Source organism: Vibrio sp. KMM 9700 (assembly GCF_058545285.1).
Window position 1 is genome coordinate 608158 of sequence record NZ_CM178589.1, and the last position, 25210, is coordinate 633367.

Sequence of the window (25210 nt, forward strand, 5' to 3'; positions counted from 1 at the left end):
GTTGATATTTATTTATCACTCAGCCATTCTTGATATTCTGTCTTATCAAAAGCTTTATCATATTGCGCAACCGCATCATAATCTTTCGCATTAAGCTCTTGATTTGGATATAGGCTTTCAGGAACATGAGCAAATGACTTGAGATATTTGTTATTAATATGCATCGTCATTTTTGAAATATCCGAGAACTTAATCCCTGCGCTTTGCTCACTTAAAGACAAAACTTGTGGCTTAGTGTTTGGGCGCAACAAAGGTGCCGCCAACTCTTTATGCTCACTATCGAGTTCATCAAGTTTAATCAAGGCCGGCGTTTGAGTCGTCGTTAAATTATAATTACGCTTAAGCACCATGTATTTATTAGGGATAGGCGTACTTGAATCCCACCAAGAGCCATCAACGGCTTTAAATAAAGTTGCCGTTTGTTTTTTCTCGTACGGCCCTAATACTTTTAGCGCGCTATGAATCCAAATCGTCATGTTTTGGTTATAGTCATCAAACGAAGTGGCTAAATCATCGGTTAAGAGTTTCGCCGCTAGTTTTGCCCCAAGCATATTCGAATACAAATCTTCGATGGAATATGCTGAAACAAGCTCAGAGAACAATGGAAAGCTTTCAAAACCATGCCACTGTGAAATCTCATGCCCTTGCGCCATTTTAAATGCGTAAAAAGCAGCAAGTTCTATCGAAAGTTGTTTGCGTTCTTTGACATTGAGATCGGCCGTATCAAAGGCTTTAAATTCAATTTTCCGCGCGCCAAGCTCAGAACTTAGATCAATATGAAAGTCTTGTCCAAGCTGCGGATAAATAGCATAAAAAAGCCCTATAGTGTTATCCGCTGTATCACGCACGTGGGCCAAATCAATAAAGCCACCACGCACCGTATACATGACGCCATTATTTTCAATTTTCGGGAATGCTTTACCCGCAGGTTTACGTGCATCAAATTGACCGGCGCCATAAATATGTGGGCCAATACTTTCTAGGTCGACAGTATTGGGCAATTGAAACAAAGGCAGTTTTACGTTCACAACTTCAACCGATTGTTCATTGCCAAAGGCACAACATGGACGAACACTTTTAGGCAAATCAATATTGCCCTCTTTCATCAAAAATAAATTTGCCTTCTCAGACAAACCAGGGGTTTGCAGCATCTGATAAACACTGGTGTCGTCCGGTGTTTGCAGCGTATCCCATTGAGAACTCGAACAAGCGCCAAGCAAAGCGCTAAAGCCAATGAAGACACTAGCTTTGGCAAGCAAATTTAATTTTTTCATCGTCGTCATATTTATATTCATTGATTCATAACTAAAAATTCAGTCAATAAGCGGCTGACTGTGCCCGGCTTCTCAAGCAATATATTATGTGCACTGTCCGTGACAATATATAAAGGTGCAGACAACTCTTTACTTAAGCGCATACCACTATCAAGCGGGAAAATTCTATCATCTTCACCCCAAATAAGTTGAATTGGCGGCAGTTGTTGCTGGGCTTTTTTAACAGCGATCTTACTCACCAGTTCATCACGTGATTCAATCAAGTGATCAAGCATAATCGATTTTTGCTCGGCATTACCGGTGAAATAATGTTCATAAACGCCATCAAAGCTAATTGCTGGAACAAGATCTACATTTAAAAAGCTACTTGCGTTAATTAAACGTTTAAACTCTTTATCATTTCTTGGTACAAAGAGCTCACTTGGTTTTTCAACCCCAAAGCCGGCAAGCATAGTATTTAAGTCTTGCGCATCAAAACTGCCACCTGGGCTTGAGATGATAGTTGCAGATTTCACTTTATCTGTTTTTGCCATGAGGCCATAAGTGATAAAGCCGCCATAAGAGTGGCCCACAACATTCACTTTTTGGTTCGGCGCTGCCAATTCTAAAAATTGCGTCATAGCAAGAATTTGACTATCTAAATTAGCCGGCAAATTACTTGTCGATTGACCATACCAAAGAATATCAGGCACCAATACATGATAGTTTTGAGCAAGGACATGCATGGCATTTTGCCAGTTAGAAATCGCATCCCCTCCTACTCCATGAAGCAATAGCACGATAGGTTTATCTTGCTTTTGGTTATCCCAAAAATGAATCACGCTTGAGCCGTCGGTAAAGGCTATTTTGCGCTCAACAAAACCATCTGCTTGGGCTTTATATTCGAGTCGCTCAGCATAAAGATTTGTGGTTGAAGAGCAGCCGCTAATAATAAGCGCCATCAAAGCCAGAAATATCTTTTTCATCAAAATGCCTCATTTACATTAAAATAAACCGTTGAATCATGCTCGCCTATCGCATAATCAAGACGAAGGTTTACCCTATCTTTAATCCGAAAACGATAGCCAACCCCATAACTCATTAAAAAGTCATCGCCTAAATCATGCAATTTATTACCAAGTGTAGAAGTGCCCACCCAAGTGACCATTCCATGACGATCTTTAATCGGTAAGCGATATTCGATTTGCGAGTAACCCACTTGGCGATCACGATAACGACCTTCTAAATAACCACGTAAATTTGAGCCGCCACCGACCAGTGGCATATAGGTCCAAGGCACATCCCCACCGGTAAAACTGCCTTTAACTTGCCATGCTATCAAACCTGGCATTGGGCTTAAATCAACGTAATTTGCAAGATTGAATTTATACGTCGAAAAGTCATGATCGGCAATGGCTTCAATGTAGCGCGCGTAATCAAGCTGCATCAACCAACCTTCGGATGCATTAAGCAAAAAGTCACGTGAGTCATAGGTCAAGTTAAGCAAAAAACCTGCTTCTTGGTTGCCAGTTAAATCATCCGCTGCAGGGTTACCATCTTCTTCCGGCTCTGGATTGTGCACACGGGTATTTTTATAATCAAAACCTGTTGCAAAATAAAGATTTGGACGAATTCTAAAATAATATTTAGGCGTGACCTGTAAAACTTTACGGGTGTAGTCCACTTCATTTTGATTGCGCTGACCGGCATCATAGCCCACACCATAATAAATGTCTGGGCTGTTGGACAACTCACCTGTAAATTCAAATCTATGTAAACCACCATGCAGTAAAGTCGTACTATTGACGGTTATTCCTGCAGAAAGGTTTGAAGATAAGAAAGCATTAATCGTAATATTTGAAGGTTGGTGATCTGTGCCTTTCTCATCACCAATTTGATATAGGCCGACAGCAGATAAACCAAGCCCTACTTCCATCTCTGGGGTATAAAAAGGCCCTGGCAGGACAGAAAAATCTATGTCTTTACTGCTGTCATAGGTATCTGATGCGCCCATGTCGGCTAAAAACTTTTCGACAAATCCTTGCGGCGCATTTGGATCTTTGACCGTATCTTCAAATAAAGGCGTGACCGCAAACGAATTCACGCTGATCACAGATAAAATTGAGAATAGACTTAAAAGTAGAGCTTTTTTCATTAATAACGATACTCAAGGGCCGCGAAATAACTGTCACGATCACCAAATCCGAATTCAGTAATAATCCCCCAGCTACGATTGATCACATAGTTTGCACCAAGGGTTGTGTTCCACTCTGAATCTAGCTCTTGCTTGACTTTAAAGCGTCCATCAGGTGATATTTCATGAACGGCATTACCAATGGGACCACTCAAGATATCTGAGAGATTACCTGCCATTTCTTGCTGCACACCTTGATACATGCCGCCAACCCAAACACGTAGCTCATGGCCACCAGGATTAAAGCGATAACCGACACGTGGCGAGAACACGAGCGAGTCAATTTGACCACTTAAGATATCCAGCTCTGTGCGTGAGAAGTTAAGATCCATGATGGTAAACCAATTGCCCACCCCGCCCGCAAGCGTCATCCCAACACCATAGGTAAAGCCTTCGTAATCAAGCTTAAATGTGCCAACGCGACGTGATTCACCGTTACCAGCAGCGCCACATAAATCTTTATCATTTAAGATACCAGCTAAAATATTATCCGCTGGTGAATCAGGACGTAATGAGAAGCCAGGGCGATCAGAGCGGCAGGTAATCGGCGCTTCGCTATCCCCTTCGGTATAACCAATAAGACCATAAAAGTTCAAGAATGGCAGCACCCACATATCGGCGCGTAATGTAACGTTATCAGCAGTTTGATCAGCATCAGAGATATCTAAAAAATCATCAAACAAAGGGCCACTGATATCTGATAAGTCATCGAGATCCTCACCTAAGGCTCCGCCTAGTGCTTGGCCACTTAAATCAATGCTTTTAATATGAAGCGGTTGATCCATATTCATATAACTTAATGAAAAGCCGTATGCTTTAGGTAATTCATAGCCACGAGCACGTGCTTCTGGCCCCCAGATTGGGAACATGCGGTCATTTTCTGGATCATGTAATGGCTGGCTTAAACTAGCACTAGGCTCTTGTATTGATGATGGGCTTGTATTGGTCTCTTCAGCACTCACCCCCCAGCTTGCTAATAGCACAGGCATAAGAGTTGAAACACTTAATAGCTTTTTCATGATTGTCACTATTCCTATCAGCAAGGCCATCTGCCTTACTTAAAATTAATTGAATTCATCCATTGAGCCGGCAATCATAAGTCTTTTCATTAAGTTATATAGTCAATAACTTAGGTGCCACACTGCTCGCAAATATTAGCCGCGCATTATCTCACAAATTAAGCATTTGTGAATTAGATCAAGTGACCATATTTAATGTATGGAAAAAATTATCAATAAAAAAATGCGATTTGTTAAAGATTAACAACAAGTTATAAAGTATATAATATATTTATATAAAAGAGAAAAAGATAAGCTTTTGATGAGTAAGGATGATTAAAATCCACCGACTCTAGCGCTTGAAAGCAAGACTATCGTTTGAATAAAAGCAAAAACCCCAACACCAGAATAAACTTGATGTTGGGGTCTTAATATGGCACGCCCTGCAGGATTCGAACCTGCGGCCACATGCTTAGAAGGCACGTGCTCTATCCAACTGAGCTAAGGGCGCTTTGTGGGGGTGATTATACGAGTTTGATCTCTAAGGTCAATTATTTTCTATATAAAGCCTGTTAACTGCTTAAAAAAAATCCAACATTTTCAGCTTGATAAAAATACAAGTCGACTGCAAACGTTTGCTTCTAGCTATTTAAGATTTTTTTTGCGACAATAAGCGCGTTTTTTGACTCTGCTATTATTCAAGGAAAATCATGACAGCGCAAAATATAGACGGCAAATTGATTGCTCAAACTGTTCGCCAAGAAGTAAAACAAAAAGTCCAAGACCGTGTAGCCGCAGGGCTTAGAGCGCCAGGTTTGGCAGTCGTTTTAGTCGGTCAAGATCCTGCGTCTCAGGTGTATGTAGGAAGCAAGCGCCGTGCATGTGAAGAAGTCGGTTTTGTGTCTAAATCTTTTGATCTTGCAGATACTTCAACTGAAACAGAGATTCTAGAGCTAATTGATTCGCTTAACCAAGATCCGACCATTGATGGCATTTTGGTTCAGTTGCCTTTACCTGAAGGCGTTGACAGTACAAAAGTTTTAGAGCGCATCTCACCAGATAAAGACGTAGATGGCTTCCACCCTTATAACGTAGGCCGCCTATGTCAGCGTATTCCGCAACTTCGTTCATGTACACCAAAAGGTATTATGACACTGCTGGAACGCACTCAAATTACCACTCATGGCAAACATGCGGTTGTTGTCGGCGCATCCAATATCGTCGGCCGTCCAATGTCGCTTGAGTTATTGCTCGCTGGTTGTACAACCACAGTCTGCCACAGATTCACACATGATTTAGAACACTTTGTTAAACAAGCAGACATTCTTGTTGTCGCTGTCGGTCGTCCAAACTTTATTCCCGGCGCGTGGATAAAAGAAGGCGCGGTTGTGATCGATGTTGGGATTAACCGTTTAGACGATGGCCGTTTAGTTGGTGATGTGGAATATGATATTGCCAAAGAAAAAGCCAGCCATATCACGCCAGTGCCTGGTGGGGTTGGTCCAATGACAGTTGCAAGCCTTATCGAGAATACCTTAATAGCTTGTGAGATGTTCCATAGTTAATTTACCATAACGAGTGACTTGCTTCAGAGTTAGTCACTTGTATGTAAGCTAGAGACTAAAATGCCCCAGTCATGAGTATATTCTTGACTGGGGCATTGTTTTTAGCGCGCTTACTAAAGAAAGCTTATTGCATAATACGATCAGCAAGAATACTTACTGAGAGCGCAAAATAATGCGAACGGTTCCACTTCATTAAGACTTGATAGTTGTTATAGATTAAATACGCGCGACCATTTTCATCGTCTGGTTCAATCAGCCATGCATCGATATCAACATTCGTTGGCAGCGCAGTACCGTTTAAGTTGGTCACGCCAAGCGCTGCCCACTCACTTAGTTTTTTGGCTTTTTCTTGCTCACGACCAACCACAGCTTCGCCCAATCCTTTTGGTGCTTTCACTTGACGGCCCCAAGTATAGCCATCTTGCCAACCGGATTCTTTCAAATAATTCGCTGTTGATGCAAAGACATCCGCCGTATTCAACCAAATATCTTTTTTGCCATCGCCATTACCATCTTGAGCAAACTTTAAGAATGAGCTTGGCATAAACTGGCATTGCCCCATCGCTCCGGCCCAAGAGCCTTTCATACGCTCAATACTGATATGGCCTTCATCTAAAATTTGTAGCGCTTCCATGACTTCGTTGCGAAAAAATTCTTCACGACGGCCATCATAGGCAAGCGTCGTCAATGCATCGATAACCGAATAATTGCCTTGGATTTTACCAAAGCTGCTTTCAACGCCCCACAGCGCAACTATGTATTGTGGCGCAACCCCATACTCATCACTAATACGTTTCAAAGTCGGGTAGTTTTCTTGATATTTACGTTTTGCAATCGCCACTTTCCAATCCGGCACAGCTTTTGGTAAATATTCATCTAAGGTTTGACGCTTTTCTGGCTGATTTTTATCTGCCGTGACTGCGCGTGGCTTAAAGGTCACATTTGCAAATGCCTTATCGATAATAGGTTGTGAAATTCCCTTTTGAGCCGCTTCTTGTTTTAACTCTTTGACATAGTCATTAAATGGCACTTTTGTTTCTGCTAATGCACTTGCTGACATGCCTAACGCTAAAGTCAAAGAAAGCAACTTGATTCCTAACTTCATATTCAGTCCTTTAATTTAGATTGTTTGTATTCTTCGAGTAAGTTTACAGGTGGTGGTGGCAGCTGTAAAAAATAGCCTTCTTGTTTAATTGAATCGATCACCTTTTGTTTATCCGCAAGCGCCAAATTATGTTTATCTAATTTGATTACCATCACCAGTTCAGGAGCACCAAAAATCTCTCTTAATTGGTCTGGAACTTCTGAAAAATCATCCTTACGTGGAAGATAAAGGTAAGCGCCTTCTTTTTTACGGCTTTTATAAATCGAGCAAAGCATAAGTATCCCTTTGAAATAAGCTTATCGGCTATATTTATCAATTCAAATAAAACAGGTAGAATGAGGTTAGATGGCAAGGTTTTTCAAGCTAAGTGTGTAAAAACAACGAAAATTTGACAAATAAAAACTGAAACCTCAAGCTTTGGTATATATTATACCGAATCTGAAACGATTATACCTAACAGCTTTGATATTTTGGAATAAACTTGCTTTAATATTGAATAATTTAATGGATTTAAGAGATTGCATTCATGACTCAATCACATGTACAACCTAGCGCTTCAAGCAAAGTTGATCTCAAAGGGAGCAATTTTTCTCTTTCTGTTCTCCATCTTGGCAGCTCCAGCGTAGAAGAGTGCGTATCCTTTTTAAAGGGAAAAGTCGACGCTTCCCCTAACCTATTTCGCTCAGCGCCTGTTGTCATTAATATTGAAAAGTCAGATCCAGCGTTGATTGATTTTGAAATGTTAAATCAGGGTATACGTGAAGCTGGGATGTTTCCTGTGGGCGTAAGTGGTTGCGAGCGCGATGAAAATTTATATCAAAAAATTCGCGAGTCTGGCTTAGCCATCATGTATCAAAGTAAGCTCAAAGCAAAACCTAAAGCTGTACCTAGCGACGCTGCGCCTCAAGACACATCTGCTACGCTAGAAGCAGAATCTGAAATCACTTCCCAAGATGTTGAAGCATTTAATAATAAACCGGCTCGAATTATCAAGCACCCTGTTCGCTCTGGTCAACAAGTGTATGCTAAAGGTTGTGATTTAATCGTGCTTAACCATGTGAGTGAAGGCGCTGAAGTGATGGCCGATGGAAGCATTCAAATTCATGGTTGTTGCCGTGGACGTGTCATTGCTGGTGCGAAAGGTCAAACCGATGCTAGCGTTATTTTTCATGATCAACGCTCAGAATTAGTTTCTATCGCTGGCCAATATTTGCTAAGTGATCAGATAGATAATGAATTTAAGCAGAAAAAAGTTATACTAACTTTAATAGATAATAAATTAACTTTTGAAACGCTCACCATTTAAAATACATAAGGAATATACATAATGGCACGTATAATTGTCGTCACTTCAGGAAAAGGTGGCGTTGGCAAAACAACATCGAGTGCAGCAATTGCCTCTGGGCTTGCTTTAAGTGGTAAAAAAACTGCCGTCATCGATTTTGATATAGGTTTACGTAACCTTGACTTAGTGATGGGTTGTGAGCGTCGCGTTGTTTATGATTTTGTCAATGTGATTAATGGTGAAGCGACTCTCAATCAAGCATTAATTAAAGATAAGCGAACGGATAACCTATTCGTTATGCCAGCTTCGCAAACGCGCGATAAAGATGCGCTGACCCATGAAGGCGTTAAGAAAGTTTTATCTGATCTTGATGAGATGGGATTTGACTTTGTTATCTGTGATTCGCCTGCTGGTATTGAACATGGCGCACTCATGGCGCTTTATTTTGCAGATGAAGCAATTATCACAACCAACCCAGAAGTATCGTCTGTTCGTGATTCAGATCGCATTTTAGGTATTTTAGATTCAAAGTCTCAACGCGCTGAAGAAGGCAAGCCACCGGTTAAACAACACTTATTATTAACACGTTACAACCCTTCCCGCGTAAATACTGGGGATATGCTAAGTGTTGAAGACGTTGAAGAAATCCTACATATCCCACTTCTTGGTGTGATCCCTGAAAGCCAGTCAGTTCTCAATGCATCAAACAAAGGTGTACCCGTTATCTTTGAAAAAGAATCAGATGCAGGCTTGGCTTATCAAGACACAGTCGATAGACTGTTAGGAGAAGAAAAAGAATTTCGCTTCTTGACGGAAGAGAAAAAAGGCTTATTCAAACGAATCTTTGGGGGTTAATGCATGTCGATTATTGAGTTCTTTCGCCCTAAAAAGAATAATGGCACAGCTAACTTAGCCAAAGAGCGATTGCAAATTATTGTGGCACAACGTCGCAATCATGGTTCCAGTACACCTTCTTATCTTCCTCAACTACAAGAGGAGATTCTACAGGTAATACGTAAATATGTTGCGATTGACCCGGCTATGGTGAATATTACGTTGGATCAAACAGAAGAAGATCTTTCTGTTCTTGAATTAAATGTCCAACTACCTGATGAAGAGAGTTAAGCTTTAATAGCTAAACTTTTCACAAATAAAAAAGACAGCGAGAAAGCATAACTATATGTTTCCTCGCTGTCTTTTTTGTCTTCTGCGTTAGCAAATAAATTTATGCTTCTAGTTTTGCAAGTAACTCCGCGCCAAATAATCCATAGCGCCAATCTTGCATTACATCCGGTAATGAGCCTTCTTTATGACGTTTCCAAACCCAAGAAATCAGCTGATTAATTTGCTTTTTTGAGGCTAGAAACTCTGGCGCAAGTCCAGTTTCTTTGCTCACACTCGTGACTTTATCTTTCAGTTTTTTAAACACTTGCTTATATTCAGGCATATCCACCAAGCGCGTCACAGGATCAAGGGTCTCACGACTGGCGGTGTCAACGCCCTGCTTGACCAAGCGGATCAAGGTGTCACCATGTCGACGAACAACGTGTGGGTTGACCTCTAGTGATTTAAGCTGTTGTAGATTTTGTGGCAAGTGAATGCAAACTTCGAGCATTTCTGCTTCTTTTAACACAAAATTTAATGCCAGATTACGTTTCACCGCTTCCTGATAACGCCATGCAACAACATCTTTTGCGACACATAATCCCACATTATCTAACTGAGAGACGCCTTTCATTTGACGATAAAGTTTATCTATGTTGATATCTTTAATTCGCTTTGTTTGCAATAGCTTAGATTCTTGATCAACCGCTTCGAGCCAGTTCGCATCCGTCACTAATATCTCGAGTTTTTGATACAAAGGCCATAAGTAGTAAACATCTGCCGCAGCGTAATCAAGTTGCTTAGGACTTAATGGACGCGCGCACCAATCGGTACGTGACTCGCTCTTATCAAGTTCGACTTCAAGATATTCATTCACTAATGCAGCAAATCCTGTCGATAAACCATGGCCTAAAAATGCGGCCATCAACTGAGTATCTCGCATAGGTGTTGGCAAGCAGCCAAAGCTATTTTGAAAGACCTCTAAATCTTCGCCGCAAGCATGCAAGACTTTCATCACGCTTTGATTTATCAATAAGGCTTGAAATGCTGACATATCTTGTATTTCAAGTGGATCAATCAAAGACAAGGTTTGCCCATCATAAAGCTGAATCAAACCTAAATTTGGATAAAAAGTCCGAGTGCGAACAAATTCAGTATCTAACATCACAATATCTGATTGCTGTGCTTGCTCGCAAACTTGGTTTAATGCAGCTGTGGTAGTAATAATTTGGAAATTCACAAGAATCCTTTTTAATTAAGCATCATTTGCTTGTTAGCTTGTTTTTTCTCTTAGTTCACGACGCAAGATTTTGCCAACATTAGATTTAGGCAGTTCATCATAAAACTCAACAACACGTGGGATCTTATAGCCGGTCAAATGTTCACGGCAATGCTTGATAAGCTCTTCTTTCGTTAAGCTCTCATCTTGCTTGACCACACACACTTTAACTATCTCACCAGAAACAGGATGGGGTTGACCAATCGCCGCAACTTCTAACACGCTAGGATGCATTGCGACCACATCTTCAATCTCATTTGGATAAACATTAAAGCCTGAAACTAAAATCATATCCTTTTTGCGATCAACGATATGCAAATAACCTTCATCATCAAATTTAACAATATCACCCGTTGAAAGCCAGCCATCTTCCGTTAAGATTTCTTTGGTTGCTTCTGGTCGTTGCCAGTAACCAGCCATCACTTGCGGACCGCGCACTTGCAACTCACCAGTGCCACCTTCTTCTGTCACTTCATTGCCTTCATCATCAACTAAGCGAATATCGGTCGATGGAACCGGCACCCCAATCGAGCCATTATAAGCCGTTAAATTATGCGGATAAGCGGCAACTAACGGTGAGCACTCTGTAAGACCATAGCCTTCCAACAGGTATTTGCCAGTGATTTTTTGCCATTTTTCAGCCACTGCGCGTTGAATCGCCATCCCGCCGCCCACTGAAAGACGCAATTGACTAAAGTCTATTTCTTTAAAGTCTTCGTTATTAACCAGCGCATTGAATAAGGTATTCACGCCTGTAATCGCAGTGAAAGGATATTTTTGGAGCTCTTTGACAAAACCATCAATATCTCTAGGGTTGGTGATCATTAAGTTACAACCGCCAATCTCAAGAATTAACAAGCAGTTCACGGTTAATGCAAACACATGATATAACGGCAGCGCAGTAACCATGACCTCTCGCCCAGGGGAGAGTACAGGCCCGTAAGCAGCTTTAGCTTGCAATACATTGGCAACCATATTTCTATGTGTCAGCACAGCGCCTTTCGCGACACCTGTTGTGCCACCTGTATATTGCAAAAATGCGACGTCATTTGGCTCAACCGGGAGTTTGACATATTGCAAACGTCGGCCTTTACGCAACGCCTTGCGAAACGAAACTGCACCAGGCAAGTTATATTTAGGCACCATACGTTTTAAATATTTCACCACAAAGTCAATCATCTTCCCCTTAACTTTGGGCAACATTTGACCAAGACTGGTAAGAACAACATGTTCCACATTCGTTTTCGCTACCACTTTTTCAAGCGTATGCGCAAAGTTTGAGACGATCACAATCGCACGAACATCGGCATCATTTAGCTGATGTTCAAGCTCACGCGGGGTATAAAGAGGATTGACATTTACAGCAACCATACCTGCTCGCAAAATACCAAATAAAGCAATTGGATACTGCAGAACATTTGGCATCATCAATGCGACACGATCGCCTTTTTGCAGTTTAAGATCATTTTGTAAATACGCGGCAAAGGCGCGACTGCGCTCTTCTAATTTACGAAATGTCATCACTGAGCCCATATTCAAAAATGCAGGCTGATCAGCATATTTCAATACAGCTTGTTCAAAGAGATCGACAAGAGATGAGTATTCATCTGGGTTGATAGTATGTGGGACATCGCTTGGGTAAGCATTCAGCCAGTTTTTTTGCAAAATTTTATCCTTTATATTCTTTTTATTATGCAGATCTGTGTTTGTTGACGCGCGCGCATGAGAGAAAATTAGCCGATCATGCTTGAATTTGTCGCGATATAGTTAAGATAATTACAGATACACAACTTGAAACTTGCATAGCATAGCCTAAAGCGCAGATTTTTCAAAAATAAACTCAACGAAAAGCTCTGCAACTTGTACGGGACTCTCTAAATGACAATGGTGCCCACCTTTCACATAAGTATAGTGTGCGTCTTGCAGTTGATGATAAGCCATCAAAAAGCTTTGTGCCTTGTCTTGTGCAAAAAAGCCCGTTTCACCTAAAATAATCAAGCATGGGCAAGTGATCTGCGACACCATGCTGATTGCTTGGTCTTGTGTCATCCGATACAAAGAGTCAGATTTTAATTTTGGATCGTAGCGCCATTGCCACAGATTAGTGGCTTGATTAAAAACCAAACCACGTCTAACGATTGGCTCAATGAGTTCAACAGACAGTAAGTTATGCATACTACGATGTGATAACCCCTGTTCAAAACTGGTATAGCCTTTTGGTGTTTTTTTATGTAGCGCCCTATCTATTGAGGCTAAGCCCATACGCAAGCGTTGAGCGCTTTTATCTGCGGTTTCATGTAAAGGTAAACACCCTTCGATTAAAACCAACTGTGCTACTTTTTCAGGATATGCACTGGCATAAGCAGCACTGATTAAACTCCCCAATGAATGTCCAACCAGAACCAAACGCTCAAACTCAAGCTTTTTAATCAATTGATCTAAATCGATCAAGTTTTCATGAAAAGCATAGAAATTATCAACTGATTTATGTGCTGACAAGCCATGTCCGGCTAAATCAAGGCTAAGCAAATAACAACTCTTTGCTTGGTTTGCTGTTAAATTATTGCCAATCTGTGCAATCAGCGAATCAAAGCTTGCTGCGTTGTCTAACCAGCCATGTAAAAACAAGACACAAGTCTTATCAGTTGCTGGTTGACCTAGGCATTTCCCATGCAGGCGGATGTGGGGTAAATCAAATTGAACTTCTTCTGCCCACATTTAACGAAGCACTTCATAAGAATCAATACGTTGCGGCCCATAAAAACCTGAACAGAAACGTGAGTTAAAACCGCGATGGCGTCTATGGTGATACCCGCCATAACATAAGCTAAACTGAGGATTGACTACATTGACTTGTGATTTTTGCCAAACGCGCATGCTTTCAACTCGCATCACAGGATAAGAATAATCAAATTCACCAATTTTTGCTTGCTCACTCGCCTCAGTCACACCTAAAAAAGTGACATATGTGTTTGGTTTTATATTTAAGGGATCAACAAAACCATCGACATAGGCAATAAAGCGCCCCTGCGGTTTAACCGATAAATTAGGCTTACCTGCTGAATCAACTGGGATATTTGCCACTTCTATTCTGGTTTTATCTTGCTTATTCTCAACTTTTGCGACCACTCCCGCCATACGAACCTCAAGTTTTTGCGCAGGATCAGATGCTTTCCAAAGTTGATAGTCTGTTACAAGCGTCGCCGAATCCGACTCCAAATTTTTAGGAATCGAACTACACGCACTAAGCAACAACAAACTAATCAATGAAAGATATATCTTCATAGGTATCCTTTTATTTGCCTTATGACGAATCAATTAAGGTATCAGAGATACGTACACACTGACTGCAACCTTTATCCTTTAGACGATAAGATTAAAAGTAAGTGCATTTATTAAGGCGTATTTTACACTATTTTACGTATTTAAATCACAAAAAAGCCTAACTAAGTTGATTAGCTAGGCTTTAAATTTAAGAGGAATGTTGCTTTTCATATTTAACAGAAGATATGTATCACATTACACATCTTGGCGGTTTAAGACAGACAAAACAAGATGTGACGGTTCTGATTCTGACTGAGGTTTACTCATATCAATTGAAATATTGATACTGTCTGCCGTATTAGAGTCTGATAATGCATCTGGGTCTAAACTGACTTGCTTATTGTTAAATGCGACTTTGGAGTTTGCATCATTCGACGACACTAGCGTCCATGTTGAATTTGGCACAATAAAATTATCAGTTGAGACTGAATCTTGGGTCAGGACAATGCCTTTTGCCGAATAAGATTCAGCAGAAGAAACATCCGTTAGCGTATACCCAAAACCTGTGCTTGAACGAACTGTGGTTTGCGTATTTTTATAAGGAGTCGTTAAATCTGCACTCCAAACTAAGCCATTTAAAGCGACTTTATTTGACATTGAAATTTGCGCATATGATTGCGCTGCGAATAAAAAAGTAAATACTAAAGCACTAGTTTTAAAAATTTTCATCTTTCTCTCCATAGATTAAAACCCTAGACTTTATTTATCTTTTTATTCGTTGCTGATATAAAACATGAACAGAATAATTCTAAAGCCTTAAAACCGAACAGACGATGAGTTGTCATCTCAGCCCATGCCTAAATAATAGACAATGATTTTTGTGATGTCAATCACACAAAACACAAATCTTCAAGGCAAAAACGTGAGCAAAATCTCGTAAAAACATTACATAATCATTTTTTTTGCGATTAAATTCATTGTTTTACGCTAATTTTCATCATTTCATATGAAATTAAATAAAAATATAACTCATTGAAAATTAAAATCTAATTTTTAGATATAAAACTAATGAAAAAGGAATATAGGAATATAGGAATATAGGAATAAAATGTAGTGAATTTTCGAAAAGTAGGGTTGTAGATTTAAAGCAAGCTAATATAACTCTTTTTGATAGGTATATTTTATTTCACAATTGATTGATTTATTTGTTATTTCTAGCATAGATCTCATTATTATTAATTTTTGAGACATAAATCAAGAGCATAGATTTTGTATAAGATCTCATTTTTATTATATCTCGCTAACTTCATCACGATTTTGAATAAATTAACCAAGATTAATTTTATTTAAATGCTCATTTCATACAATAATTATTTTAGCGCAGATGAATAGCATTATTTAAAAATCAGTAACCCGCTGAAATGGAGGCGATGATGGAAGCAACAACTTATATGGACAAAACATACACAGGCCGTATTGGCTACACACTCGCAATCCTTGGCACCGCATTAATCTTGCTTTGGCTTGGTGTGTTTAAGTTTACCCCAACAGAGGCCGCTGTCATTGAAGGGCTTGTAAAAAATCACCCATTAATGGGCTGGATGTATGATGTAATGAGCCTACAAATGGTATCTAACCTCATAGGTAGCGCTGAGATAGTTGTCGGGTTAGGCTTTATTGTCGCATTATTTAATCCAAAAATTGGGTTTTATGCGGGTCTTGCTGGGGTAGCTATTTTTGTTACCACATTAAGCTTCTTATTCACAACACCAGGTCTTTTTAAAGTCACCGATGGCATTCCTATCACAGAATTTTTTATGGTAAAAGATGTGATGTATCTTGCTGCGTCTATTATGTTAATCGAGCGCAGTAAATACCGTTATTAATTTATTCATTACATCAATAAGGCGCCTTCATTATATAGGCGCCCTTTTTTATTCACAAATATAATTAAGCCGTCTCTTGATGCTTATTTCTTAATTTCCATTGAAATATTGGCCACTTATTTTTTTTACCAAACTCTCGCAACTTAGGGCATGGATTGACTAAGTGTGCGTGATCGGCAAACTCGCATAATGGCAAATCATTAATTGAGTCTGTATAGAAATAAAGTTTACTTGATTGCAAGTCTTTTGCTTTTAGCCAAGATTTAATGCGTTTTACCTTCCCTTCTTGAAAGCTTGGCGTGCCATATATCTGGCTTGTATATTTATTATCCTTAATCACCAAATCAATGCCTATTGCATTTTTGATCCCCAGCTTCTTAGCTACAGCTTTAACGATAAAGCTCACTGAAGCTGAAATGATCACGCAAGGAATCTGATTTGCTTGAAGGCTTTCAATCAGTTGTTTAGCTTCTGGATAAATCTTTTCTTGAATATACAGTTCCACACACTCATCTACGAGTTGCTCAATAGTATCAAGAGGCAGATCCGCCAGTGGTGCCATTGCAAAATCTAGATAAGACTGCATGTCGAGCTCACCGGTGGCATAAATTTTCATTAGGGCTTTATCTTTCTCGATAAAATCCTCATCTTTAGCGATGCCCTTTTCAACCAAGAAACGATTCCATATCATTCCACAATCGCCTGCTACTAAGGTCTCGTCTAAATCAAATACATAAATAGCTGATGTCATTATATCTTCTGCTCCATAGTTTTCCTGATGCAGTATAAGGAATAAAAATGACAATTCGAAGACAAGCATTCAAGCAAGTCTTGTTCGCAAAGTTCATATAAGCCGCTTTATGACAGTTTCAAATTAAGATAATTTTATTAGCAATGTCACCCACTTAGTAACTTGTGCTATGCTCTAAGTTAACCATTAGGCTTCTTTTATAGTGAGTAATTAGCATGATGCACAGCACTCAAAATATGAATACAAAGGCACAAATAACCACGCCTAAAGTTCAAGAAAGCAATCACTTGTCCGAAGATAACACGGCGATTGCTTGTGATTTACAGGCTGTGTTATTAAGACAAAAAAAATTCTCAAAAAGTGAAGGCATTGAACCACTTAAGGTTCGTCAATTTCATTTAGATAATTTAAAACGAATGTTAATTGAAAACCAGGAAGCCTTGATTGAAGCAATAAGTAAAGATTATGGTCATCGCTCATACCATGAGACTTTAATTGCAGAAGTCTTAACTGTGATTAGTGATATTTCACGCACACGTAAACAGCTTAAACGATGGCTAAAAACTCAAAAGCGTCATGTTGATTTTAGTATGTACCCAGGTGCAAAGAATATGGTCATTCCTCAACCTTTAGGTGTGATAGGTTTAATTATCCCTTGGAATTTCCCGCTTAATTTAACCTTCTCAGGGCTTATTGCGGCTTTTGCTGCAGGCAACCGCGCTATGGTTAAACTTTCTGAGAACTCGCAACATTTTGCTGATTTATTAATAAAAATTAGCCCGAATTACTTTGTGAAAGAAAAGCTCTCCTTTTTCAAAGAAACCGGTAAAACAGGGATAGAATTCTCCAAGCTGCCTTTCGATCATTTAATGTTCACAGGATCAAGCGATACTGGACGTAAAGTCATGGCAGCGGCGGCGCAAAACCTCACCCCTGTCACTCTAGAGTTAGGCGGCAAATCTCCTGCCGTGATCGCACCTGACTATCCAATGAAAAAAGCTGTTGAGCGTTTATTATTTGTTAAGCAGTTTAATGCGGGGCAAATTTGTACTTGCGTTGATTATGTATTTGTTCATCAATCACAACTTTCTAGTTTTGTTGATTTAGCCAAAGAATGGGTAGACAAACACGTTCCAGATATCCATAGCCCAGATTACACCTCAATTATTGATGATAAATCTTTTGCACGTTTGCAATATACCCTTGAGGATGCCCAATCTAAGGGGGCGCATATTGTTGCGCTTAATAAGCAAGAAGCCGATCCGAAGACACGTAAGTTTCCTTTATATTTAATATGCGATAGCACCACAGAAATGCTGATTGAATCTCGCGAAACCTTTGGCCCATTGCTGATGGTGAAAACATATCAAAACCCTGAAGATGTCACACATTATATTGCTGACAAGCCCAGACCTTTAGCTTTTTATCCATTTAGCTATGATCAGGATTTACTCGATTATTACTTAGAACATGTCATGTCTGGTGGGGTTTCAATAAATGATGCACTCTTTCATGTGGCGCAACATGATTTACCTTTTGGTGGCGTAGGCGCTAGTGGGATGGGACATTATCATGGGTATGAAGGTTTCTTAACCTTCTCAAAACTACGCCCTGTCTTTCATCAATCGCGTTTTTCTGCAATGAAGTGGCTCGCGCCTCCTTACACCACTAGAATTGATAAGATGTTGAATATTATATTAAAGATGAAGAAGAAAGATTAGTCATAGCGCAATGCAATTGACAACTGCGCTGCGCTATATTAGATAGAGAGGTGCAACTTAGTCTTTAAAGTTGATTTCTTTATTCTCTAAACTCACTTCAACTGGCTTATTTATCAGATTAATTAATAAGATCGAGCGTTTTTCACCATCTGATTCTTGGTAAATCGCTTCGAAATCTTTAAACTGACCTTGTGTAATCATCACCTTATCACCTTTTTGCGGCACACTAGAATGCACGCGCTCCGCTTGCTCAGCATCAATAGTTTTTAAATGAGTGATTACAGTTTCAGGCACCACAGCAGGTTGCGCCCCAAAAGCAATAAAGTTGGAAATACCACGGGTTGAACGCACGCTGACAAAGCTCACTTCTTGCGGGTCAAAACTTACAAAAATATACGAAGGAAACAAAGGCTCATCGACAAGCTTTTTAGTATTACGGACAATTTTTTCAACCTGAATTTGTGGATAAAAACATTCAACACCTTGGTTTTCAAGGTGCATTTTCGCTTTCGCTTGCCCGCCACGTTTACAATAGAGCAAATACCAGTGTTTCATTTCTTTTCCCTCTCAACTCATTAGCTGCTCACGATACTTAAATGCAAACTTTTATCAAGTTTAATTGGTTTGATTGAAGATGTTTTAATCAGCTTATAATGTTCAAAAGTTAAATTGTTTCAAAATTGTCATACTGTGATATACTTCGCATCCCTTTAAATACAAGCATTTATTTCTAAATGTAACCAAGCATTAACACCTACCAAAAAGTAGAATTTACAACTACAAAAATCAACTATTGCAGTTTATTCCAATAATATGTATAAATAGCTAGGCATTAGATTCTATAATAAATAGCATTAGTATTTTTCATCTCTGATCTTCTCGTTGAAATGAACCTCAATTAATCAATATTTAGTGTAAATATTCATTTTTTTAGATAGATTCACCTGTTGCATGATGCATTAAAGGAAGAGAAAGGAAAATCATAGAGAAACGTACCTATGCAAAAACCTTGGATATGTAAACATGACAACACAAGTACAATCTGTCTCAAAGACTAAGTCATTCGCGACTGTGTCTTTGATTGAGCTTTGGGAGCGTTTCGGCTATTACGGCATGCAAGCGCTGATTATCTACTTCATGATCCAGCGTCTTGGATTTGAAGATTCACGTGCAAACCTTGTTTGGGGTGCATGTGCAGCGTTAATTTATGTTTCACCTGCTATTGGTGGTTGGATCGGGGACAAGGTTCTCGGCACTAAACGTACCATGCTCATCGGTGCGGGTATCCTTTCACTTGGCTACGCCTTGATGACAGTTCCGACTGAAAACACTTGGTTCTTATTTGCTGCGCTTGGCGTTATCGTTGTCGGTAACGGTATGTTTAAGCCAAATGCTGGTAACCTAGTTCGTAAAATCTACGAAGGTGACGATTCTAAACTAGACAGCGCATTTACCATCTATTACATGGCAGTAAACGTTGGTTCTACTTTCTCTATGCTACTAACGCCTTGGATCAAAGACTATGTGAATGCACACTCACAAAATGGTTTTGGTTGGCACGCAGCGTTCGCAGTTTGCTGCCTAGGTCTTATTTTAGGTCTATTTAACTTCTACCTAATGCGCAAAACGCTGACTAAATATGGCTCAGAACCCGATCTACTTCCTGTTAACAAATCAAAACTAATGATGGTACTTGCAGGATCTGTCGTTGCGATTGGTGTTTCAGCACTTATTCTTGAATATCAATGGTTAGCGCGTATCTTTGTTTATGCTGCGGGTATCGTTGTTCTTGGCATCTTCTATCACTTGATTCGTAAGAGTGAAAAGCATGAGCGTTCAGGTCTGATTGCGGCATTGATCCTTATCGTTCAAACTGTTTTCTTCTTCATCTTCTATCAACAAATGTCAACATCTCTGGCTCTCTTTGCGCTACGTAACGTTGATTTAGACTTCACCATTATGGGTGCGCACATTCTGACTTGGTCACCCGCTCAGTTCCAAGCATTAAACCCAATTTGGATCATGCTACTTAGCCCTATCTTGGCAGCTTGGTATACAAAAGCTGGCGCAAATGGTAAAGATTTACCAATCGCAGCTAAATTTGCACTTGGTTTTGCAGTGGTTGCTATCGGTTTCTTCATCTATGGTTTTGCCGGTAACTTTGCTGATGAGCGTGGCCTAACAACCTCTTGGGTAATGATTGCAGGTTACGGTGCTTATTCTCTTGGTGAGCTATTAGTAAGTGGCCTTGGTCTTGCGATGATTGCGCGTTATGTGCCTGCGCACATGGGCGGCTTTATGATGGGTGCATACTATGTTGCATCAGGTATCTCTCAATACCTTGGTGGTGTAGTGGCAAACTTTGCAAGTATCCCAGAAGGCATGACTGATCCGCATCAAACGCTTGAAGTCTACACTAGCTTATTTACCAAACTAGGTATTGCAGCTGTAATTTGTACCTTGATTGCCCTAGCAGTGCTTCCTTTGATGCGTAAGCTAGATGCTGCACATAGTAATCACGCGATCGATGAAGAGCTGAAGTTAAAAGAAGCAAACGCTTAATCGCTTCACTTTAAGACTTACATAAATTTAACCGCACTCACCTTTAGATGATGAGTGCGGTTTTTTTATGGGTTCACGCTCGCTTTTTTGCAGATCTATTTCATTGCAGTGCGGATCAGATCTTCGAGTAAATCTATATGCGAAGGCTCTGCATTTAAACATTCGATATATTGAAATGCTTTGCCACCCGCCTCTAAAAACTCATCACGACATTCTTGTGCAATTTCTTCAAGCGTTTCAATACAATCCACAGAAAAAGCTGGTGAGATAACATCCAAACTTGCTACGCCTGATTGGGCAAGCTCTTTAAGCCTTGTTGAGGTATAAGGTTTGAGCCACTCTTCACGGCCAAAGCGTGATTGATATGCCATGCCAATTTGTGATTCGTCCAGATCTAAAGCTTTTGCCAACGCCGCGGTGGTGGCTTCGCATTGCTGCGGATAGACATCCCCTAAGTCAGCATAACGTTGCGGGATCCCGTGATATGAGCAGACGAGATAATCCCCTTTCCCATTTGCTTGCCAATGGTCACGCACTTTTTGCGCAAGCGCTTTGATGTACAATGGATGATCATAATATTGGTGGATAAACTGATAACTTGGCACAGCGCGCGTTTGCATCAAAGCTCGGCTGAGTGCATCACTGGCAGCGCCTGTGGTAGTCCCTGAATTTTGTGGGAATAATGGCAAGACAATTAAATCCGTGCAACCTTGGGCTAAAAGCTCGTTAACGCTGCTAAGCGTGCTAGGGTTACCATATGTCATGCCTAAGGCTACAGGCATATTGACGCGTTCGCTCAGCGCCTTAACTTGGGCTTTTGAATAGACAAGTAACGGTGAACCTTCATCAAACCAAACCGACTGATAAATTTTTGCAACTTTGGGCGCACGAATTGGCAAAATGATGCCTTTAAGTAAAGGTTGCCACCACCAACTTGGTGCATCAACGACACGTTTATCGGATAAGAATTCACTTAAAAAACGTTTAATTGCTTGTGGCTGCGGCGCATCGGCGGTACCTAAGTTTACGAGCAGGATGCCGTGTTTTTTGGTTTGTGTCATTCAGTTTCCTTTCGATTATAAATTTGTTTAACCCCATCCCCGCTTCCTTATGTGACTAGGGCGAAGCATCGAAGTTAACGCAGCTACAGCTTCAAATATGCAGGGTATAAAAAAAGCCCAACTTAGATAAACCAAGCTGAGCTCTAATATAACAAATTGAGGTAAAAGAAAAACGTTATAAAACTTAGGTTTTACCTATTTATTCAATTTATTAAGTATCTTTGATTATGACAATGCTTTTTCGATGTCTGCACTTACTTCTTCAACAGCTTTGGTGCCGTCAAATTTTAGGTAAGTTGTTTTGCCTGCTTGCGCTTCTTTGTTGTAGAAGCTGATAAGTGGCGCTGTTTGCTCATGGTAAACACCAAGACGTGCACGCACTGTTTCTGGTTTGTCATCATCACGAACCACTAGGTCTTCACCTGTGACGTCATCTTTGCCTTCAACCTTAGGTGGGTTGTAAGTGACATGGTAAGTACGACCTGATGCAAGGTGCGCACGACGACCAGCCATACGCTCAACGATCACTTCGTCAGCTACGTCAAATTCGATTACATAATCAACTGCAACGCCCATTTCTTTTAAGCCTTCAGCTTGAGGAATTGTGCGTGGGAAACCGTCTAGTAAAAAGCCTTTTTCACAATCATCTTGTGCAATACGCTCTTTGATTAGGCCAAGGATAATATCATCTGATACAAGTTGACCTGCATCAATCACAGCTTTTGCTTGTTTGCCAAGCTCTGTGCCTGCTTTGATTGCAGCGCGTAGCATATCACCAGTTGAGATTTGTGGGATGCCGAACTTGTCCATGATGAATTGAGCTTGAGTGCCTTTACCAGCGCCCGGAGCACCTAAAAGAATGATGCGCATGTTGCTTCCTCTTAAAATAGTTAAATTATATCTAAACTCATCAATTTAAAAATTTGAAAAGCTTAGGTATAAATTGGGATATATATTGTTTAAAACCTATACTCACAATCATAATTTTTAGTATGAAAGTATAGAAATCTTAATAAAACAAGCCCAGAAGTCTATCACAAACTCTGGGCTTAGGTTAGTTTAAAGCAAAGATCTGCTTATTTTGTTAGCAATTGGTTGATAGCACCAACAAATTGTGTTGGATCTTCCATGCTGCCGCGCTCTGCAAGCATTGCTTGGCCTAGCAAAACTTCAACCCAACGACCAAAAGCTTCTTCGTCGGCTTCATCAGCCATACGTTTCACTAGGTCATGCTCTGGGTTAATTTCAAAGATGTATTTCACTTCAGGAACTTCTTGGCCTGCTGCAGCAAGCAGTTTCGCCATTTGAGTGCCCATTTCATATTCATCTGTGACCACAACTGCAGGGGTTGTTGCCAGTTTGAATGTTGTGCGTACATCTTTAACACGCTCGCCTAAATAGCCTTTCACGCGCTCAACCACAGTCTTGAATTCTTCTTCTTTCTCTTTTTGCTGCTCTTTTTCAGCTTCATCTTCAAATTTAGATAAATCAAGACCTGCTTTGGTGATTGACTGGAATTGCTTGCCATCAAACTCAGTCAAGTAGTTCATTAGCCATTCATCAATGCGATCATACATTAAGATAACTTCGATGCCTTTGGCTTTAAACTGCTCAAGGTGAGGGCTGTTTTTCGCCGCAAGATAGCTATCCGCTGTTAGATAATAAATCTTATCTTGGCCTTCTTTCATGCGCTCAACATAAGATGCTAGCGAGATGCTTTGCTCTGCTTTGTCTTCGTGAGTCGATGCAAAACGCATTAAGCCAGCAATTTTCTCTTTGTTTGAGAAATCTTCGGCTGGGCCTTCTTTTAGCACCAAACCAAACTCTTTCCAGAAGCTTAGATATTTCTCTTCATCACGTTTAGCCAATTTTTCAAGCATAGTTAACACACGCTTGGTACAAGCATTACGTAAAGATTGCGTGATCTTGTTATCTTGTAAAATTTCACGTGAAACGTTTAGCGGTAAATCATTTGAATCAATTAAACCGCGAACGAAACGCATGTAAGATGGCATAAACTGCTCTGCATCATCCATAATAAAGACGCGTTGAACATAAAGTTTAAGCCCTGACTTATGGTCACGATTCATCATATCCCAAGGCGCTTTGGCTGGGATATATAAAAGGCTAGTGTAATCGTTTTTACCTTCGACCTTGTTGTGACTCCAAGTCAGCGGGTCCGTAAAGTCATGCGAAACATGCTTATAGAACTCGTTATATTCTTCATCTGTGATCTCAGATTTGGCACGCGTCCACAAGGCTTGGGCTTTGTTAATCTGCTCCCACTGCGCTTCTTTTTTAGTGACCTTAGTGCCATCTTCGTTTTCTTCACCGGTTTCGACATCTTTTTCAGTCCAGATCGATACAGGAATACCGATATGATCTGAGTATTTTGAAATCACATCACGCAGACGGTATTCAGATAAGAACTCTTTGCCCTCTTCACGCATGTGTAGGATGATTTCTGTGCCGCGAGATTCTTTATTGATCGTCTCGATGGTGTAATCACCTTCACCGGCAGAAGTCCATTGCACCGCTTCATCTGCGGCAAGGCCTGCGCGGCGCGTACGCACGGTAACGCTATCTGCAACGATAAATGCTGAATAGAAGCCAACACCAAATTGACCGATAAGCTGCGAGTCTTTGCTTTGATCTTCAGATAGTTGTTTGAAGAAGTCAGCTGTACCTGATTTTGCAATCGTACCTAAATGTTCGATCACTTCATCACGGCTCATACCAATACCATTATCGCTAATGGTTAACGTGTTGGTATCTTGGTTAAATGAAAGTTTTACACCTAAATCAGCATCGCCTTGATACATATCAGGGTTTGATAATGCTTGGAAGCGTAATTTATCAGCTGCATCAGATGCATTGGAGATCAACTCACGTAAAAAGATTTCTTTATTTGAATATAAAGAGTGGATCATCAAGTGAAGCAATTGTTTGACTTCAGATTGAAAACCACGGGTTTCTTTGTTTGATGTTTCTGGATTGATTGTATCGTGAGAAGTATCGCTCATAGCAACTCCCTTAAATTAGATTGGACTAAACACTTTCTAAATCAATGGGGGAGGCGTGAACCAAATTCAAGGGTGAAGTGGATCAATTTAGTGATTTTTTCCTAAATTCATATTATGCTAACCCATATCAAAACGTGACATATGTAGCATTTTTAGATG

General features: G+C 40.2%; 23 protein-coding genes and 1 tRNA gene. 7 read left to right on the forward strand and 17 right to left on the reverse strand.

The window, feature by feature from the left end; all coding sequences use genetic code 11:
* Positions 1-8 precede the first annotated feature (8 nt).
* The 5 genes from AC2VOY_RS02695 to AC2VOY_RS02715 all read right to left on the reverse strand — a co-directional run bounded on the left by AC2VOY_RS02695 (position 9) and on the right by AC2VOY_RS02715 (position 4956).
* Positions 9-1283: a DUF4056 domain-containing protein gene (locus tag AC2VOY_RS02695; protein WP_491832102.1), complete on the reverse strand. Its 1275-nt coding sequence runs from the start codon at positions 1281-1283 to the stop codon at positions 9-11.
* An 8-nt stretch (positions 1284-1291) separates the two neighbouring features.
* On the reverse strand, positions 1292-2239 hold the full coding sequence (locus tag AC2VOY_RS02700) for an alpha/beta fold hydrolase (RefSeq protein WP_491832103.1): 948 nt from the start codon (positions 2237-2239) through the stop codon (positions 1292-1294).
* Complete coding sequence (locus tag AC2VOY_RS02705; RefSeq protein WP_491832104.1) at positions 2239-3408, reverse strand: BamA/TamA family outer membrane protein; 1170 nt, start codon at positions 3406-3408, stop codon at positions 2239-2241. The genes AC2VOY_RS02700 and AC2VOY_RS02705 overlap by 1 nt, the downstream gene beginning before the upstream one ends.
* On the reverse strand, positions 3408-4466 hold the full coding sequence (locus AC2VOY_RS02710) for a hypothetical protein (protein ID WP_491832105.1): 1059 nt from the start codon (positions 4464-4466) through the stop codon (positions 3408-3410). Before AC2VOY_RS02710 ends, AC2VOY_RS02705 begins: the two co-directional genes overlap by 1 nt.
* A gap of 413 nt (positions 4467-4879) precedes the next feature.
* Positions 4880-4956 (reverse strand) — tRNA-Arg (locus AC2VOY_RS02715).
* A 199-nt stretch (positions 4957-5155) separates the two neighbouring features.
* Here AC2VOY_RS02715 and folD point away from each other — a divergent pair.
* Entirely contained in the window at positions 5156-6010 is an 855-nt protein-coding gene (folD, locus tag AC2VOY_RS02720; protein ID WP_491832106.1) for a bifunctional methylenetetrahydrofolate dehydrogenase/methenyltetrahydrofolate cyclohydrolase FolD, read from the forward strand.
* 124 nt (positions 6011-6134) lie between these two features.
* Here the strand turns inward: folD and AC2VOY_RS02725 are convergent, their stop codons facing one another.
* Entirely contained in the window at positions 6135-7115 is a 981-nt protein-coding gene (locus AC2VOY_RS02725) for a lytic murein transglycosylase (protein ID WP_491832107.1), read from the reverse strand.
* A gap of 2 nt (positions 7116-7117) precedes the next feature.
* Positions 7118-7390, reverse strand: a complete 273-nt coding sequence (locus AC2VOY_RS02730) for a YcgL domain-containing protein (protein ID WP_491832108.1) — start codon at positions 7388-7390, stop codon at positions 7118-7120.
* A gap of 251 nt (positions 7391-7641) precedes the next feature.
* Here AC2VOY_RS02730 and minC point away from each other — a divergent pair, with 251 nt between their 5' ends.
* From minC to minE, 3 genes are read left to right on the forward strand one after another with little or no spacing between them, the layout of a single operon-like run.
* Positions 7642-8421 carry a septum site-determining protein MinC gene (minC, locus tag AC2VOY_RS02735; RefSeq protein WP_491832109.1) on the forward strand — a complete coding sequence of 260 codons (780 nt, stop codon included), beginning with the start codon at positions 7642-7644 and terminating at the stop codon, positions 8419-8421.
* 21 nt (positions 8422-8442) lie between these two features.
* A complete protein-coding gene (minD, locus tag AC2VOY_RS02740) occupies positions 8443-9255 on the forward strand; it encodes a septum site-determining protein MinD (protein ID WP_491832110.1) in 813 nt (270 codons plus the stop codon).
* 3 nt (positions 9256-9258) lie between these two features.
* Positions 9259-9525 (forward strand): cell division topological specificity factor MinE, encoded by a 267-nt coding sequence (minE, locus tag AC2VOY_RS02745; RefSeq protein WP_491832111.1) that lies wholly within the window; start codon positions 9259-9261, stop codon positions 9523-9525.
* Between the two features lie 100 nt (positions 9526-9625).
* Here the strand turns inward: minE and rnd are convergent, their stop codons facing one another.
* From rnd to AC2VOY_RS02770, 5 genes are all read right to left on the reverse strand, one after another.
* Positions 9626-10744, reverse strand: a complete 1119-nt coding sequence (gene rnd, locus AC2VOY_RS02750) for a ribonuclease D (protein WP_491832112.1) — start codon at positions 10742-10744, stop codon at positions 9626-9628.
* A gap of 33 nt (positions 10745-10777) precedes the next feature.
* Positions 10778-12448, reverse strand: coding sequence for a long-chain-fatty-acid--CoA ligase FadD (fadD, locus tag AC2VOY_RS02755; RefSeq protein WP_491832113.1), 1671 nt, complete (start codon positions 12446-12448; stop codon positions 10778-10780).
* A gap of 147 nt (positions 12449-12595) precedes the next feature.
* Entirely contained in the window at positions 12596-13501 is a 906-nt protein-coding gene (locus tag AC2VOY_RS02760; protein ID WP_491832114.1) for an alpha/beta fold hydrolase, read from the reverse strand.
* Positions 13502-14068, reverse strand: a complete 567-nt coding sequence (locus tag AC2VOY_RS02765) for a Slp family lipoprotein (protein ID WP_491832115.1) — start codon at positions 14066-14068, stop codon at positions 13502-13504. It abuts the gene before it with no gap.
* A gap of 234 nt (positions 14069-14302) precedes the next feature.
* A complete protein-coding gene (locus tag AC2VOY_RS02770) occupies positions 14303-14776 on the reverse strand; it encodes a hypothetical protein (protein WP_491832116.1) in 474 nt (157 codons plus the stop codon).
* A gap of 704 nt (positions 14777-15480) precedes the next feature.
* Here AC2VOY_RS02770 and AC2VOY_RS02775 point away from each other — a divergent pair.
* Positions 15481-15933, forward strand: a complete 453-nt coding sequence (locus tag AC2VOY_RS02775; protein WP_491832117.1) for a DUF417 family protein — start codon at positions 15481-15483, stop codon at positions 15931-15933.
* Between the two features lie 64 nt (positions 15934-15997).
* On the opposite strand, the gene AC2VOY_RS02780 is transcribed toward AC2VOY_RS02775, so the two are convergent.
* Positions 15998-16684, reverse strand: coding sequence for an HAD family hydrolase (locus AC2VOY_RS02780; protein WP_491832118.1), 687 nt, complete (start codon positions 16682-16684; stop codon positions 15998-16000).
* Between the two features lie 215 nt (positions 16685-16899).
* Between AC2VOY_RS02780 and AC2VOY_RS02785 the strand changes: the two genes are divergently transcribed.
* Positions 16900-18405, forward strand: a complete 1506-nt coding sequence (locus AC2VOY_RS02785; RefSeq protein WP_491832119.1) for a coniferyl aldehyde dehydrogenase — start codon at positions 16900-16902, stop codon at positions 18403-18405.
* Between the two features lie 57 nt (positions 18406-18462).
* On the opposite strand, the gene rfaH is transcribed toward AC2VOY_RS02785, so the two are convergent.
* Complete coding sequence (gene rfaH, locus AC2VOY_RS02790) at positions 18463-18960, reverse strand: transcription/translation regulatory transformer protein RfaH (RefSeq protein WP_491832120.1); 498 nt, start codon at positions 18958-18960, stop codon at positions 18463-18465.
* 468 nt (positions 18961-19428) lie between these two features.
* Here rfaH and AC2VOY_RS02795 point away from each other — a divergent pair, with 468 nt between their 5' ends.
* Entirely contained in the window at positions 19429-20967 is a 1539-nt protein-coding gene (locus tag AC2VOY_RS02795) for a peptide MFS transporter (RefSeq protein ID WP_491832121.1), read from the forward strand.
* Between the two features lie 95 nt (positions 20968-21062).
* Here the strand turns inward: AC2VOY_RS02795 and hemH are convergent, their stop codons facing one another.
* The 3 genes from hemH to htpG all read right to left on the reverse strand — a co-directional run bounded on the left by hemH (position 21063) and on the right by htpG (position 25051).
* Entirely contained in the window at positions 21063-22028 is a 966-nt protein-coding gene (hemH, locus tag AC2VOY_RS02800) for a ferrochelatase (RefSeq protein WP_491832122.1), read from the reverse strand.
* Between the two features lie 225 nt (positions 22029-22253).
* On the reverse strand, positions 22254-22898 hold the full coding sequence (gene adk, locus AC2VOY_RS02805; protein ID WP_491832123.1) for an adenylate kinase: 645 nt from the start codon (positions 22896-22898) through the stop codon (positions 22254-22256).
* A 206-nt stretch (positions 22899-23104) separates the two neighbouring features.
* A complete protein-coding gene (gene htpG, locus AC2VOY_RS02810) occupies positions 23105-25051 on the reverse strand; it encodes a molecular chaperone HtpG (protein WP_491832124.1) in 1947 nt (648 codons plus the stop codon).
* Positions 25052-25210 lie beyond the last annotated feature (159 nt).